General features: G+C 44.8%; 16 protein-coding genes. 14 read left to right on the top strand and 2 right to left on the bottom strand.

What is annotated here, in order from left to right:
* Positions 1–200: 200 nt before the first annotated feature.
* From trmB to ACQXR1_RS12355, 3 genes are all read left to right on the top strand, one after another.
* Complete coding sequence (trmB, locus tag ACQXR1_RS12365; RefSeq protein WP_014665023.1) at positions 201–842, top strand: tRNA (guanosine(46)-N7)-methyltransferase TrmB; 642 nt, start codon at positions 201–203, stop codon at positions 840–842.
* Between the two features lie 70 nt (positions 843–912).
* On the top strand, positions 913–1,758 hold the full coding sequence (locus ACQXR1_RS12360) for a YtnP family quorum-quenching lactonase (protein WP_418657394.1): 846 nt from the start codon (positions 913–915) through the stop codon (positions 1,756–1,758).
* An 82-nt stretch (positions 1,759–1,840) separates the two neighbouring features.
* Positions 1,841–3,541 carry an NAD-dependent malic enzyme gene (locus ACQXR1_RS12355; protein WP_040082118.1) on the top strand — a complete coding sequence of 567 codons (1,701 nt, stop codon included), beginning with the start codon at positions 1,841–1,843 and terminating at the stop codon, positions 3,539–3,541.
* Positions 3,542–3,592: 51 nt separating this feature from the next.
* Here ACQXR1_RS12355 and ACQXR1_RS12350 read toward each other — a convergent pair whose 3' ends face one another.
* Positions 3,593–3,910, bottom strand: coding sequence for a PepSY domain-containing protein (locus ACQXR1_RS12350; RefSeq protein ID WP_014477682.1), 318 nt, complete (start codon positions 3,908–3,910; stop codon positions 3,593–3,595).
* 158 nt (positions 3,911–4,068) lie between these two features.
* On the opposite strand from ACQXR1_RS12350, the gene ACQXR1_RS12345 reads away from it, so the two are divergent.
* Entirely contained in the window at positions 4,069–5,142 is a 1,074-nt protein-coding gene (locus ACQXR1_RS12345) for a M42 family metallopeptidase (protein WP_430772244.1), read from the top strand.
* Positions 5,143–5,196: 54 nt separating this feature from the next.
* On the opposite strand, the gene ACQXR1_RS12340 is transcribed toward ACQXR1_RS12345, so the two are convergent.
* Positions 5,197–5,643: a YtoQ family protein gene (locus ACQXR1_RS12340; RefSeq protein WP_014665018.1), complete on the bottom strand. Its 447-nt coding sequence runs from the start codon at positions 5,641–5,643 to the stop codon at positions 5,197–5,199.
* A gap of 78 nt (positions 5,644–5,721) precedes the next feature.
* Here ACQXR1_RS12340 and ACQXR1_RS12335 point away from each other — a divergent pair, with 78 nt between their 5' ends.
* The 10 genes from ACQXR1_RS12335 (at position 5,722) to ACQXR1_RS12290 (ending at position 14,928) form a co-directional block, all read left to right on the top strand.
* Entirely contained in the window at positions 5,722–5,838 is a 117-nt protein-coding gene (locus ACQXR1_RS12335; protein ID WP_004399150.1) for a hypothetical protein, read from the top strand.
* 39 nt (positions 5,839–5,877) lie between these two features.
* A complete protein-coding gene (locus ACQXR1_RS12330) occupies positions 5,878–6,201 on the top strand; it encodes a thioredoxin family protein (protein ID WP_014665016.1) in 324 nt (107 codons plus the stop codon).
* A gap of 14 nt (positions 6,202–6,215) precedes the next feature.
* Positions 6,216–7,025, top strand: a complete 810-nt coding sequence (locus ACQXR1_RS12325) for a DUF1444 domain-containing protein (RefSeq protein WP_151257202.1) — start codon at positions 6,216–6,218, stop codon at positions 7,023–7,025.
* A 15-nt stretch (positions 7,026–7,040) separates the two neighbouring features.
* On the top strand, positions 7,041–7,646 hold the full coding sequence (ytpR, locus tag ACQXR1_RS12320; RefSeq protein WP_418657393.1) for a YtpR family tRNA-binding protein: 606 nt from the start codon (positions 7,041–7,043) through the stop codon (positions 7,644–7,646).
* A 159-nt stretch (positions 7,647–7,805) separates the two neighbouring features.
* Positions 7,806–10,649, top strand: a complete 2,844-nt coding sequence (locus ACQXR1_RS12315; protein ID WP_151257203.1) for a DNA translocase FtsK — start codon at positions 7,806–7,808, stop codon at positions 10,647–10,649.
* 249 nt (positions 10,650–10,898) lie between these two features.
* Positions 10,899–12,197 (top strand): UDP-N-acetylmuramate--L-alanine ligase, encoded by a 1,299-nt coding sequence (gene murC, locus ACQXR1_RS12310; RefSeq protein WP_014665012.1) that lies wholly within the window; start codon positions 10,899–10,901, stop codon positions 12,195–12,197.
* A gap of 161 nt (positions 12,198–12,358) precedes the next feature.
* Complete coding sequence (locus tag ACQXR1_RS12305; protein ID WP_014665011.1) at positions 12,359–12,781, top strand: DUF948 domain-containing protein; 423 nt, start codon at positions 12,359–12,361, stop codon at positions 12,779–12,781.
* Positions 12,782–12,811: 30 nt separating this feature from the next.
* Complete coding sequence (locus tag ACQXR1_RS12300) at positions 12,812–13,264, top strand: YtxH domain-containing protein (RefSeq protein ID WP_040082123.1); 453 nt, start codon at positions 12,812–12,814, stop codon at positions 13,262–13,264.
* Between the two features lie 23 nt (positions 13,265–13,287).
* Positions 13,288–13,614 carry a bacillithiol system redox-active protein YtxJ gene (ytxJ, locus tag ACQXR1_RS12295; RefSeq protein WP_014665009.1) on the top strand — a complete coding sequence of 109 codons (327 nt, stop codon included), beginning with the start codon at positions 13,288–13,290 and terminating at the stop codon, positions 13,612–13,614.
* A gap of 237 nt (positions 13,615–13,851) precedes the next feature.
* Complete coding sequence (locus tag ACQXR1_RS12290) at positions 13,852–14,928, top strand: bifunctional 3-deoxy-7-phosphoheptulonate synthase/chorismate mutase (protein ID WP_040082124.1); 1,077 nt, start codon at positions 13,852–13,854, stop codon at positions 14,926–14,928.
* Positions 14,929–14,933 lie beyond the last annotated feature (5 nt).

Raw genomic sequence — 14,933 nt, 5'->3', positions numbered from 1 at the left:
ACACATCCCTTCAGTATCATACGGGTTAAATTGTTCAAAACAGAGCGTTTTTATACATGTGAATGGAGTGTTCCAGCAGACGGGACCCTCTTTTTTTATGCACTCGGCCTTAAGAGAGATGCACTGGAAAAACGAGCTTGCGGGTCTTTTTAATTCATGGTATGTTGTTAGTCGAAATAATAGATAGAGGTGTCAATCATATGAGAATGCGCCACAAGCCTTGGGCTGATGACTTTTTGGCTGAAAACGCAGATATTGCCATCAGCAACCCTGCTGATTATAAAGGGAAATGGAACACAGTGTTTGGCAACGACAATCCGATCCATATCGAAGTTGGTACAGGAAAAGGTCAATTTATTTCTGGGATGGCCAAACAAAATCCCGACATCAATTATATTGGTATTGAGTTATTTAAAAGCGTCATTGTGACAGCCGTCCAAAAAGTAAAAGACAGCGAAGCGCAGAATGTAAGGCTTCTGAATATAGATGCGGACACGCTGACGGATGTGTTTGAGCCGGGTGAAGTGAAACGGGTCTACTTGAATTTTTCTGATCCTTGGCCGAAGAAACGGCATGAAAAACGCCGCCTGACATACTCCCACTTTCTCAAAAAATATGAAGAAGTAATGGGAAAAGGCGGAGCGATTCATTTTAAAACCGACAACCGCGGTTTGTTTGAGTACTCTTTGAAGAGTTTCTCTGAGTACGGCCTGCTGCTGACATACGTCAGTCTCGATTTGCATAACAGCAACCTGGAAGGCAATATTATGACAGAATATGAAGAAAAATTCTCTGCACTCGGCCAGCCGATCTATCGGGCTGAGGTTGAATGGAGAACGTAAAGACAGACTCTGGCAGGAGTCTGTTTTTTTTATGGCCCGTTTGCTACCATGAGGACAGGGGGGGATGAAAATGGAAACAATGAAAATTGGAAACATCACGTTGACCTGGCTTGACGGAGGCGTGACGCATATGGATGGAGGGGCGATGTTCGGCGTCGTTCCAAAGCCGCTTTGGTCTAAAAAATACCCAGTCAATGAAAAAAACCAGATTGAACTAAGGACAGACCCCATTTTGATTCAAAAGGATGGGCTTAATATCATCGTTGACGCCGGAATTGGATCAGGCAAGCTGACTGATAAACAAAAACGAAACTATGGCGTGACACAAGAGTCGAATGTGAAACCATCATTAGCTGCACTCGGGTTAAACGTTGCCGATATAGATGTGATCGCGATGACACACCTTCATTTTGATCATGCATGCGGTTTAACGGAATATGAAGGTGAACGGCTCGTCTCTGTCTTTCCGAATGCGGTGATTTATACATCAGCTGTCGAATGGGATGAAATGCGCCATCCAAATATCCGGTCGAAAAATACGTATTGGAAGGAAAATTGGGAGGCTGTAGCCGGCCAAGTCAAAACCTTTGAGGATTCTTTAACCATCACAGAGGGGATTACCATGCATCACACCGGAGGCCATAGCGACGGACACAGTGTCCTGATATGCGAGGATGCGGGTGAAACTGCTGTACATTTGGCTGATCTGATGCCGACGCATGCCCACCGCAATCCGCTTTGGGTTCTGGCTTACGATGATTACCCGATGACCTCTATCCCGCAAAAGCAGAAATGGCAGGCGTTCGCAGCAGAAAAAGACGCTTGGTTTATCTTTTATCATGATGCCGAGTATCGCGCCCTTCAATGGGAGGAGGACGGAAGCATCAAAGAGTCAGTCAAGCGAATGAAGCAATAGCATATTTTTATGTTTACCCTGCATGTTTTCCGGCTAATAATGCAAACCTAGTACTAATTATGCTCAGAAAGGAAGAGGCAGGGTGAAACAATTCAAAGTAACAAACGAAGGAGACATTCAAACAACATTAAGAGGCCTTGAAGTGCTTTCTGTTCCTTTTTTGAACAAAGGTGTCGCTTTTACTGAGGAAGAAAGAAAAGAACTTGGTTTAAAAGGCTTTCTGCCGCCTAAGGTATTAACAATTGATGATCAGGCGAAAAGAGCGTATGAGCAATATTCCGCACAGCCAGACGATTTAAGCAAAAATGTTTATTTAACGGCGCTGCACGATCGGAATGAAACGCTGTTTTACCGCCTGTTAAATGACCATTTAGGGGAAATGCTTCCGATTGTCTACACACCGACAGTTGGAACGGCCATCCAGAGATACAGCCATGAATATAGAAAACCACGAGGGCTCTATCTGTCAATCGATGACCCGGACGGTATGAAAGAAGCCTTTAAACAGTATAAAGATCAAAGCGATACGATCGATTTAATAGTTGCAACTGATGCGGAAGGAATTTTAGGAATCGGTGACTGGGGCGTCGGAGGAATCGCGATTTCTATCGGCAAGCTGGCGGTTTATACGGCGGCTGCGGGCATTGATCCGAGCAGAGTGCTTGCTGTTGTTTTAGATGCGGGGACAAATCAGGAGAGCCTCCTGAACGATCCGCTTTATGTCGGCAACCAGCATTCCAGAGTGCGCGGGGAACGCTATGACCAATTTATTGACGACTACGTTGCGCTGGCGAGAGAGACATTTCCGAATGCATTGCTGCATTGGGAGGATTTCGGAGCGAAAAACGCGCGAAGCATTTTGAAACGCTATAAAGATAAAGTTTGTACGTTTAATGATGATATCCAAGGGACAGGCGCTGTTTCTTTGGCGGCAGTCTTATCCTGTGCAAAAGCGTCTAAAGTTCCGCTGAGGGATCACAGAGTTGTTATATTCGGAGCAGGAACGGCTGGAATCGGAATTGCCGAACAGCTGCGGGAAGCATTGGTGCGTGAGGGGCTGAGTGAGGAAGAATCATATCAGCGCTTCTGGTGCATAGACAGAAACGGACTGTTGACAGATGATATGGATCAGCTTCTTGATTTCCAAAAGCCGTATGCCCGTTCGGCTGATGAAGTGAAGGATTATCAGCGGAATGGAGATGGCGGAGGCATTGATCTCCTTGAAGTGGTCCGTCAGGCGAAACCGACAATCCTGATCGGGACGTCAACGGTTTCGGGTGCTTTTACTGAAGAAATTGTCAAAGAAATGGCGTCACATGTGAAACGGCCGGCGATTTTGCCAATGTCAAATCCGACAACTCTTTCTGAAGCAAAACCGGAGGATTTAATCGAATGGACAGAAGGCCGTGCGCTGATCACGACAGGAAGCCCGTTCCCGCCAGTGGAGTATAATGGCGTAACGTATCATATCGGCCAAGCGAACAACGCGCTTGTCTTCCCAGGGCTTGGTCTTGGAACGATTGTCACCAAATCAAAATTAATTACAGACAGCATGTTTGAAGCATGCGCCCGGGCGATCGCAAGTATGGTCAATGTCGGGGTGCCTGGCGCGCCGATGCTTCCGAAAGTAGAGGATTTGCGGACTGTATCGGCAACCGTTGCGGTTGAAGTTGCAAAAACCGCAATGAAGGAAGGCGTCGCGACAGAAGAGCCTGAAGACATTATACAGGCTGTGCAGGATGCGATGTGGTATCCGGTATACAAACCGATTCGCGCGATATAATAAAAAGAGCCGCTGCGTAGGCAGCGGCTTCTATTTTATGCTTGTCCGGTGTTAAGAAGCGATTGTATCAATGACATCTACAATTTCCCCCGTTTTCGCATCCACCATGACTTCATACTGTTCTAATTCTCCGAAAGCTGATCGTGTAATGCCGGTTTTGTATACCTGTACCGTTTCTCCATTAATATTGTAAGGCTCCGGCTGGGTGTAAATCCATGATCCGTCAATCGGGCCCCGCTGCTTAAAAGCGGATTTTACAATTCGAAGCGCTTTTTCTGAAGAAATATAAGGCTTCATCACATATTGTTTCACAACGACAGCCGTACAAATTCCAAGTCCTGCTCCTAAAAGAAGATGACGCAATTTCAAAATAAAGCACCTCCTGGTTGATCGTACTTTTCATTATACAGAAACAGCCAAAACCTGTTAAGCAATACGCGGCTGATTGAGCAGATTCGGTCAGGGTGCTTGGAAAACTTGATTGTTTCTAATAAAATAAAAGGACTACATAGAAATGAGGGGAAAACATGAATCAAGAAACGAAAGCGCTTTTCCAAACACTGACGCAGCTTCCCGGCGCGCCGGGCAACGAGCATCAGGTTCGTGCTTTTATGAAGCAGGAGCTAGCCAAATATGCCGATGACATCGTTCAGGACAGACTGGGAAGTGTTTTCGGAGTCAGACAAGGCGCAGAGGGTGCACCGAGAATTATGGTAGCCGGGCACTTGGACGAAGTCGGCTTCATGGTGACATCCATCACAGACAACGGGCTGCTCAGATTCCAGACGCTCGGAGGCTGGTGGAGTCAGGTTTTGCTTGCGCAGCGGGTTGAAGTTCAAACAGATAACGGGCCGGTTCCGGGTGTGATTTCAAGCATACCGCCGCATTTATTGACAGATGCACAGCGAAACCGCCCGATGGATATCAAAAACATGATGATCGATATTGGAGCGGACGATAAGGAAGACGCCATCAAAATCGGCATAAAACCGGGACAGCAGATCGTGCCTGTCTGTCCGTTTACGACGATGGCGAATGAAAAGAAAATTTTATCAAAAGCATGGGATAACAGATATGGATGCGGTTTGAGCATTGAACTTTTGAAGGAATTACACGGCAAAGAGCTTCCAAACACGCTCTATGCGGGTGCAACGGTTCAGGAAGAAGTTGGGCTAAGGGGGGCACAGACGGCTTCTCACATGATTAAACCGGACTTATTTTTCGCCCTTGATGCCAGTCCGGCAAACGATATGAGCGGAGACAAAAATGAATTTGGCCAGCTTGGAAAAGGCTTTTTGCTCCGTATTCTTGACAGAACGACAGTCATGCATCGCGGAATGAGGGAATTTGTTCTTGATATGGCTGAAACGCATGATATTCCATATCAATATTTTGTATCCGGCGGGGGAACAGATGCAGGCAAGGTTCATATTTCGAACAGCGGCGTTCCGTCAGCGGTTATCGGAATTTGTTCCCGCTACATTCATACAAACGCTTCTATCATTCATATTGATGATTATGCTGCTGCTAAGGAAATGCTCATCAAACTTGTAACAGCCTGCGATAGACAGACGGTAGATGCAATTAAGAAGAATATGTAGAATTTATAAAAGCTTGTTGAACGAGCAGTGAGCCCGGTTCGACAAGCTTTTTTCTTATTCTGTTTCAAATAGATAGGAAAGGGCCTTGATGGCTTGGTTGACGGTTTCCACTGTTATATTCGCTTTATTGGAAAGCTCTTTTAATGGATGGTGGAGTGATTCCGGCCGGATGATAATCAGAGGTTTTCCTTTTGCGATCGCATATGATGCATCCATTGCCGTGTTCCACTGTTTGTATTTTTCGCCAAACAGGGCGATCACAAAGTCTGCTTTATTCATCAGGACGGCGGTTCTGAAGTTGTTGATGTCAGAGGCTTTGTCATCCTTCAAAACGGCATTTGGCTGTACGCCCATAATGTCTTCACCAATATTGTCTGAGCGGTCATGATTCTCCATCGGGCCGACAAACGTAATCGGCAGCTTCAGCGATTTTGTTTTCTCTTTGATTTCCTCGCGCCAATTGCTGTGGATTTCTCCTGCTAAATAGACGATAAACTCCATACTAAAATCCCTCCTTATGTATGTCCAGCTGTAAATTTTACCCTCATGTACACGATGTTAAACGAAACGAGCTTGATAATGCAAATAAAATATGATAATGATAATGGGAAAGCCAATCTTACATATTCATTCGTTGCATATAAGTGGTTTTGCCTCAAGCAGTTTGGTATGATCCAAATGGACGAGTATCGATAAACAAACATGTAAGAACATAAACAACTGGAGGGATATGAAATGAAAAAAATTGAATCAACTCAAGAGCTGGAAAAAGCGGTACAGGATGACTGGGCTGTATTTATGTTTTCTGCCGACTGGTGCCCGGATTGCCGTTTTGTAGAGCCTTTCCTGCCTGAACTGGAAGCGGATTTTCCTGAATTCACCTACTATTACGTAGACCGTGACAAATTCATTGATACATGTGCAGAATGGGAAATTTACGGAATCCCAAGCTTTGTTGTTTTTAATGAAGGAAAAGAAGTAAATCGTTTTGTAAGCAAAGACCGCAAAACAAAAGAAGAAATCGAACAGTTTTTAACAGATTCTCTCGCTAAAGCGTAAAGGAGGACATCGGTTTGAAAATGACCTCAAGGAAGCTGTCAGATATACTGAAACAGCGCCTTCAGCACGAGAATCGCTCCTTTCTGTTTGACAGAGAAAAAGACACTCTCCGTGTTGAGGATCAAACGACAAAAAAAGGGATTACGCTCGATTTGCCGCCGATTATTGCGAAATGGGAACTGAAAAAAGACGAAGCCATTGATGAGATCGTGTACTATGTTTCCGAAGCAATGACGGCAATGGAAGGGAAGGCTCAGGAAATGACCGGGAAAGAAACTCGCATTTATCCGGTCATCCGCTCGACTTCCTTCCCGGACAAGTCCAGCGAAGATATCCCGCTCATTTATGATGATCATACCGCAGAGACAAGAATTTATTACGCGCTCGATCTCGGGAAAACATACCGTTTAATTGACCAGCGCATGCTTGAGAAAGAAAACTGGACAAAAGAGCGGATCAGAGAGACGGCCGCATTTAATCTCCGTTCTCTGCCGACGGTTGTCAAAGAGGATACGGTTGCCGGCAATTACTTCTATTTCTTCAGGGCAAACGATGGATACGACGCCAGCCGGATTCTGAACGAGGCGATTTTAAATGAGTACAAGCAGTGTGCAGAAGGGGAGCTGGCGATCTCTGTTCCGCATCAGGACGTTCTGATTCTTGCTGACATCCGGAATGAATCAGGGTATGATATTCTAGGACAAATGTCGATGAGCTTCTTTGCAGGCGGCACCGTTCCGATTACCGCTCTTTCATTTTTGTACAATGAAGGAAAGCTGGAACCGGTGTTTATCCTGGCGAAAAGCCGTCCGAAAAAGGATTAGAAAGGATTTTTACTTATGAACGCTTTTTATAATAAAGAAGGTGTGGGAGACACGCTCCTGATCTCTCTTCAAGATGTGACACGTGAACAATTAGGCTATGAAAAACACGGCGACGTCGTCAAAATTTTCAATAACGAAACAAAAGAAACAACGGGCTTCAACATTTTCAATGCGTCTACATACTTAACCATTGATGAAAACGGCCCTGTTGTGCTCTCAGAAACATTCGTGCAAGATGTGAATGAGATTTTAAACAGAAACGGCGTTGAAGAAACATTAGTCGTTGATTTATCTCCGAAGTTTGTTGTGGGTTATGTAGAATCAAAAGAAAAACATCCGAATGCCGATAAATTAAGCGTATGTAAAGTCAATGTAGGAGAAGAAACGCTTCAGATCGTCTGCGGCGCGCCTAACGTTGACCAAGGACAAAACGTTGTCGTTGCCAAAGTCGGCGCTGTGATGCCTAGCGGACTTGTCATTAAGGATGCAGAGCTTCGCGGCGTTCCGTCAAGCGGAATGATCTGCTCAGCGAAAGAGCTTGATTTGCCTGACGCCCCTGCTGAAAAAGGGATCCTTGTGTTAGAAGGAGATTATGAGGCGGGAGAGGCATTTCAGTTTTAGACTCCCATAAATCCGCCCAAAAAAACGAATCATGTAAAAAGCCGCTAAGCCCCTGTTTAGCGGCTTTGTTTCTGCTGATAGCTTAATCTTTTCTGGGCCGACCAGCAGTGGTATACTAAAAACCGTCCCAGAAAACTATAAGGGAGTTAGAGATAAATTATGAGTTGGCTTCATAAATTTTTTGATTTGTTTTTAGGCGAGAGCGAAGAGGATGCTGAACGGGAGACAAAACCCGCTCAAATTCCGCAGCAACAAGAGGTGCATCATCCTGAAGGACAATTAAAAAGATTGGAAGATCCTAAAATATATTATGAATATCCAAAAGGCAAGTTCCGTTTTCCAGTCGTGCCTGATGGATACAAAAATCATGACCTGAGAAGGCGCCGCGAACCATCGGACGAACCGAAATCTGCGCCTCGTCCAAGCGCTGCACCTTACAGAGAGCGTCCCAGAAATGAAGAAGAGCAGCATACATATCAAGCATCAGAGCCGGCGAAGAAACCGTTTAAACCGACAAATATCCCTTCGCCAATCTATGGATTCAATCAAAAACCATCCGTTAAAAAGGATGTGCCGAAAAAGCCTTCTGAAACATTGAACGAACCGGATAAACCGGTAAAAGAGAAGGTAACATTGCTGTCAGAAGAGATCGAACGTGAACGCGGCTATCCTGCTTCAGACACACAGGCGCACTCCAAAAAAGAAAATCCTTTCTTTCCGGATATCCAATTTGAAAAACAGCCCTCTGGCGTTTTAAACAGAAAGGATACAGAGCGTGATGGGGCACCAGGTAATGAAGTGCCATTTGAATCGGGCGTTCAACAGCCGCAAAAAGAGGAGTCTTTCTTCCCAGCTGAACATGCCGAAGGGCAAGCAATGCCTGAGATACTCACAGATACGGCGAATGAAGGCCTTTCAGGCAGTGAAGTAAGCCGCGAAGACACCATGCCTGCAACGGCTGAGGAAAAACAAAGGGAAGAGCAGTCAGAGAAATTTGACGAGCCTGTTTTCTCCGCTGAACTTGATGAACAGCCAACAGCTCCTGAACCTCTGGCAGAGGCAGCATCTGAGGAGGAAAAATCAGAAGAGCCGTCAGACAGCACAGTATACAATCATCACGAAAACGCGGCAGAAGGTGCTGAGTCTCCGTTCGTTCAAGAAGAACAAATGGAATTTCATCAGGAAGAGCCTTCATTATTTACTGATCACCAGCATTCATTTGGAGCTCTGGATCAAGCAGAAACCGAGGCGGAAGAATTAGAAGAGCCATCAGACAGCATAATAAATAATCAGTATGACATCCCGGCAGAATCTAAGGAAACGAAGATAGATGTTCAGCCAGACAGCCATACAGAGCTTGAGGAAACTGATCGGATGGACCAAGGTTCCAAACCGTTTTCTGCAACCCATGAAAACCGGCAGGAAATCCGGGCAGACAAACCTCACGAAGCTTCAAAAGAGCCGAAACCAAGGCCTGGTGTGCAAGAGAACAGGTCCGAACAAAACGCACCTTCTCAAAAAGGGCCATCCGTTCCTTTTAATGTCATGATGCTGAAAAGAGATACGCATAAACAGCAAAAAGCAGAGGAACGCCGCGGCAGCTATGTATTTCCGAATGTTGCACTGCTAGATGTCCCGCCAGCGCAGGTCCAAGATGATACTGCGTGGATCGAAGAACAGCGTCAGCTTCTTGATTTGACCTTGAAAAATTTCAATGTCCGCGCCAATGTCGTCCATGTAACCCAGGGTCCGTCTGTCACGAGATTCGAAGTGCATCCTGAACCAGGTGTAAAGGTGAATAAAATCACCAACTTGTCTGATGATATTAAACTCAGTCTCTCAGCAAGAGATATTCGGATTGAAGCGCCGATTCCGGGGAAAAACACGATCGGGATTGAAGTGCCGAACCGCACGAGCAAGGTGGTTGATTTGCGCCAAATGATTCGCAGCTCAGCTTTCAGGACAAGCAAGTCACCGCTTACGGCTGCGCTGGGATTAGATATTTCGGGAAATCCTGTCGTTATCGACTTGAAGAAAATGCCGCATGGCTTGATTGCCGGCGCCACAGGCTCGGGAAAAAGCGTATGCATCAATACAATATTAGTCAGCCTGCTTTATAAAGCTGATCCGAGTGAGGTAAAGGTGCTGCTGATTGATCCAAAAATGGTCGAGCTGGCTCCTTACAATAAAATTCCTCACCTCGTCAGCCCTGTCATTACTGATGCTAAAGCGGCTACAGCTGCTTTGAAATGGGTCGTTGAGGAAATGGAGCGCCGCTATGAGCTGTTCGCCCATTCAGGTGTACGTGACATAGACCGCTTTAATCAATTAACCGGGGAACACCAAATGGGTGAAAAGCTGCCATATTTAGTTGTCATTATTGATGAGCTTGCAGATCTAATGATGGTGGCGCCAAACGATGTGGAAGAAAGCATAGCGCGGATCGCCCAAAAAGCAAGAGCATGCGGTATCCATCTTCTCGTCGCAACTCAGCGTCCGTCAGTAGATGTCATTACAGGCCTGATTAAGGCGAATATCCCGACGAGAATCGCCTTTTCTGTTTCTAGCCAGGTTGATTCCCGAACGATTATTGACATCGCCGGTGCAGAAAAGCTTCTCGGAAAAGGGGATATGCTCTTTTTGGAAAACGGCTCGGGAAAACCGGTCCGTCTGCAAGGTAACTTTGTGTCGGATCGTGAAATCGACCGCGTTGTTTCTCACGTCAGAAACCAAATGCCGCCAACCTATTTATTTGAACAAGAAGAGCTCGTAAGACAAGGATCAGCCCTGAAAGAAGAGGATGAACTGTTTTACGAAGCGTGTGAGTTTGTCGTAGAGCAAAACAGTGCAAGCACTTCAAGCCTGCAGAGAAGATTCAGAATCGGTTACAACCGGGCGGCAAGGCTGATCGATATGATGGAAGCGGAAGGCATGATCTCAGAGGCAAAAGGAAGCAAACCCCGTGAGGTGCTGATCACCGCAAGTGATTTAATAAACGAATAATATGGGTTCATTTTCACACCAAACATGGTATGATAGTGTTTAGAGCATTTAACAGCTATGCCACTTTACAGCAGCTGCGCATAGACAAATCTTGATATCTAGGTTTAATCGGAAAGAAATAACCGGATACTGAACATAACAAAACATATAAAATACGCCGCTAAGGGAGGCTTTTCACCCGCCGCGGTCGCAAATTGAAATGAGCGTCATATACTGGGGAACAGATAGACGTTTGTTGGAGGTACAATTATGACTGTTTATCATTTTGTTGGAATAAAAGGGACAGGTATGAGTCCGCTTGCCCAAATACTTCATGATAATGGATATACTGTCCAAGGATCGGATATCGAAAAATTTATTTTTACGCAAACAGCGCTTGAAAAAAGAAATATTACGATTCTTCCTTTTAGCGCGGAAAATATTAAGCCCGGCATGACAGTTATCGCCGGAAATGCATTCCCAGACACGCATCCAGAAATAGAAAAAGCGATGTCTGACGGAATTCCGGTGATACGTTATCATAAGTTTTTAGGCGACTACATGAAAAAGTTCACAAGTGTTGCCGTTACAGGTGCACATGGCAAAACGTCGACTACGGGTTTGCTGGCTCACGTGATCCAAAATGCAAAACCGACGTCTTTCTTAATTGGAGACGGAACAGGCCAGGGAAATGAAAACAGCGAATACTTTGTGTTTGAAGCGTGTGAATACCGCCGCCATTTCTTAAGCTATCAGCCAGACTACGCGATCATGACGAATATTGATTTTGATCACCCTGATTACTTCTCAAGCATTGACGATGTATTTGACGCTTTTCAAGAGATGGCTCTTCAAGTCAACAAAGGCATTATCGCCTGCGGAGACGATGAGCATCTGCCGAAAATCCATGCGAACGTCCCGGTTGTGTATTACGGCACAGGGGAAGAAAATGATTTTCAAGCCAGAAACATCGTAAAAAGCACGGAAGGGACAACTTTCGATGTCTTTGTCCGCAATACGTTCTATGATACGTTTTATATTCCTGCGTACGGCCACCACAATGTATTAAACTCATTGGCGGTCATTGCGTTATGCCATTATGAAGAAATTGATTCCAGCATCATTAAGCATGCTCTCAAATCCTTTGGGGGCGTCAAACGCAGATTCAATGAGAAGCAGCTAGGGGATCAAGTGCTGATTGATGACTATGCTCATCACCCGACAGAAATAAAAGTGACAATTGAGGCGGCAAGACAGAAATATCCTGATCGTGAAATTGTTGCGGTATTTCAGCCTCATACATTTACGCGAACGCAGCAATTCCTTGACGAATTTGCAGAAAGTCTGAGCGGCGCTGACTGTGTGTATTTATGCGATATTTTCGGCTCAGCCCGTGAAAATGCTGGAAAGCTGACGATCGGCGATCTGCAGGGAAAAATTCATAATGCCAAGCTGATTGAAGAAGATGACACTTCTGTTTTAAAAGCTCATGATAAAGCCGTTCTCATCTTCATGGGGGCAGGAGATATCCAAAAGTATATGAGAGCCTACGAAAACGTCATGGCATAATAAAAAGCAGTGATCTCACTGCTTTTTATTTATCTGACGAGAAAGCTTATTAAAGGATTTTCTTACATAACGGAGAATAGTATGTATACAGCCCAGTACACATGTTTATGATTGAAGAAAACGGGTAAACAGCAGTATATCCTGCAGCAAGGAGGTTTGAGATGATTATTATTCTTTATTTGAGCGTTGCACTCATCGCAATTGCATTTCTCGTATTAGTGATCTACTTGTCTAAAACATTGAAGTCACTGCAGCTGACACTAAAACACGTCGCATCCACTCTTGAAGGGCTGGAGGGACAAATGAAGGGCATCACAACTGAAACAGCCGAGCTTTTACATAAGACTAACCGCCTGGCTGAAGATATTCAGGAAAAATCAGAAAAGCTGAACACGGTCGTTCATGCTGTTCAAGGGGTGGGAACTTCTGTACAGCAGTTCAATACATCCATGAAACAGGCGGCAGGGTCTGTATCGGCATCAGTTAGAGAAAATCAAGACAAGATCAATCAAGTTGTCACATGGAGCCAAGCAGCAATGGAAATTTGGGAGAAATGGAAGCAAAAGAAAAAATCAGCTCTGTAAGAGAAAAAAATACCTAGAGGAGGAATAATGATGAGCAAAGATGGAATTAATAGTAAAGATTTTTTAATCGGAACTTTAATCGGGGGAATCATCGGTGCCACTACAGCTCTTTTTCTAGCGCCTAAATCAGGCAAAGAACTTCGCGACGATCTCGGCAGCCAAGCGGTTGCATTACGGGACAAAACAGATAAAATGACGGCTGATGCGAAGGAAAAAGGCACGCAATATGTCAGCATCGCAAAAGACAAAACTTCCAACATCACACAGCTTGTAGCGGATCAGTCTGGGCAGATCATGAACAAGGTAAAGGATTTAAGAGACCGTTCCAAATCTGACAAAACGGATTCATCAACAATGCAAGATATGAAGGAAGAAGCGATGCAGGCAGCCGGCGAAACAAAAGATCAAGTCCTCCAGGCGAAAGAAGATGTAAAAGACGAACTGAAAGATGCACAAAAACAGGCTGAGCATATGAATCGCTGAGCAGGGAAGGAAGAGCTTGAATCATGGCTAAACAGCTTATTCAATCTGAAGAAGAATTTAAACGGATTGCAGAACAGGAAGGCGCTTTTGTCTTCTTTAAACACAGCACCACATGCCCGATCAGCCAGGCAGCATTTCATGAGTTTGATGCCTTTGCAAATCAGCATGAGGATGTGCCGGCTTACTATCTTCAAGTACAAGAAGCCCGGCCGCTGTCAAATTTCATCGCAGAAACATATGGGGTAAAGCATGAAAGCCCTCAAGTATTCATCATTCAGAACGGTGAAGTGAAATGGCATACCTCACATTCACAAATTACAGAGGCCGCCATTGAGCAGCATTTGTCATAGAAAAAAGCGTCCAGATATTATCTGGCGCTTTTTTTTTTGTAAAAAACCCTTGAACATTGCCCTCACATCATGTAGGATAGCTTCATAGATTACTTTATCACTTAAAAGCGTTTGGGTAATAAAGTAGAGTTTTTATAAAATTTTTTGTATTTCAGTATTTCCATTTGGAATTACTTATAGTAAGATGCATGATAACTACAAAATAAAAAATGAATGTGCAGGGAAAGGATGAAAAAAATGAGCAACACAGAGTTAGAGCTTTTAAGGCAGAAAGCAGACGAATTAAACCTACAAATTTTAAAATTAATCAACGAACGCGGAAATGTTGTAAAAGAGATCGGTAAAGCGAAGGAAGCACAGGGTGTCAACCGATTTGACCCTGTCAGAGAACGCACTATGTTAAACAATATCATTGAAAACAATGACGGTCCGTTCGAAAATTCAACCATCCAGCACATTTTTAAAGAGATATTCAAAGCCGGTTTAGAGCTTCAAGAAGAAGATCACAGCAAAGCACTGCTTGTCTCCCGCAAGAAAAAACCTGAAGATACAATTGTTGATATCAAAGGCGAAAAAATCGGAGACGGCCAGCAAAGATTCATTGTCGGCCCATGTGCGGTAGAGAGCTATGAGCAAGTAGCTGAAGTGGCTGCAGCTGCGAAAAAACAAGGCATTAAAATTTTGCGCGGTGGAGCCTTTAAGCCTCGTACGAGCCCATACGATTTCCAAGGGCTTGGCGTAGAAGGCCTTCAAATTTTAAAACGTGTAGCGGATGAATATGATCTGGCGGTTATCAGTGAAATCGTAACGCCGGCTCATATCGAAGAAGCGCTTGACTACATTGATGTCATTCAAATCGGAGCGCGCAACATGCAAAACTTCGAATTGCTGAAAGCTGCCGGTGCAGTGAAAAAACCAGTGCTTCTGAAGCGCGGCCTTGCAGCAACGATCTCTGAATTCATCAATGCTGCTGAATACATCATGTCACAAGGAAATGACCAAATTATCCTTTGTGAGCGAGGAATCAGAACATACGAAACAGCAACGAGAAACACGCTTGATATTTCAGCTGTGCCGATTTTGAAACAAGAAACGCATTTGCCGGTCTTTGTTGATGTTACGCATTCAACAGGCCGCCGTGACCTCTTGCTTCCGACAGCTAAAGCTGCTTTAGCGATCGGTGCAGACGGTGTCATGGCTGAGGTTCACCCTGATCCGTCAGTCGCGCTTTCTGATTCTGCTCAGCAAATGGCGATTCCTGAATTCGAAAAATGGCTGAATGAACTGAAGCCAATGGTGAAAGTCAACGCTTAATTGAA

Origin of the sequence: Bacillus sp. ATD (assembly GCF_050585765.1) — a bacterium.
GTDB classification, from domain to species: Bacteria; Bacillota; Bacilli; order Bacillales; family Bacillaceae; genus Bacillus; species Bacillus stercoris.
The sequence above is the reverse complement of the archived record's forward strand: the minus strand, read 5'-3'. Positions and strand labels throughout refer to the sequence as shown.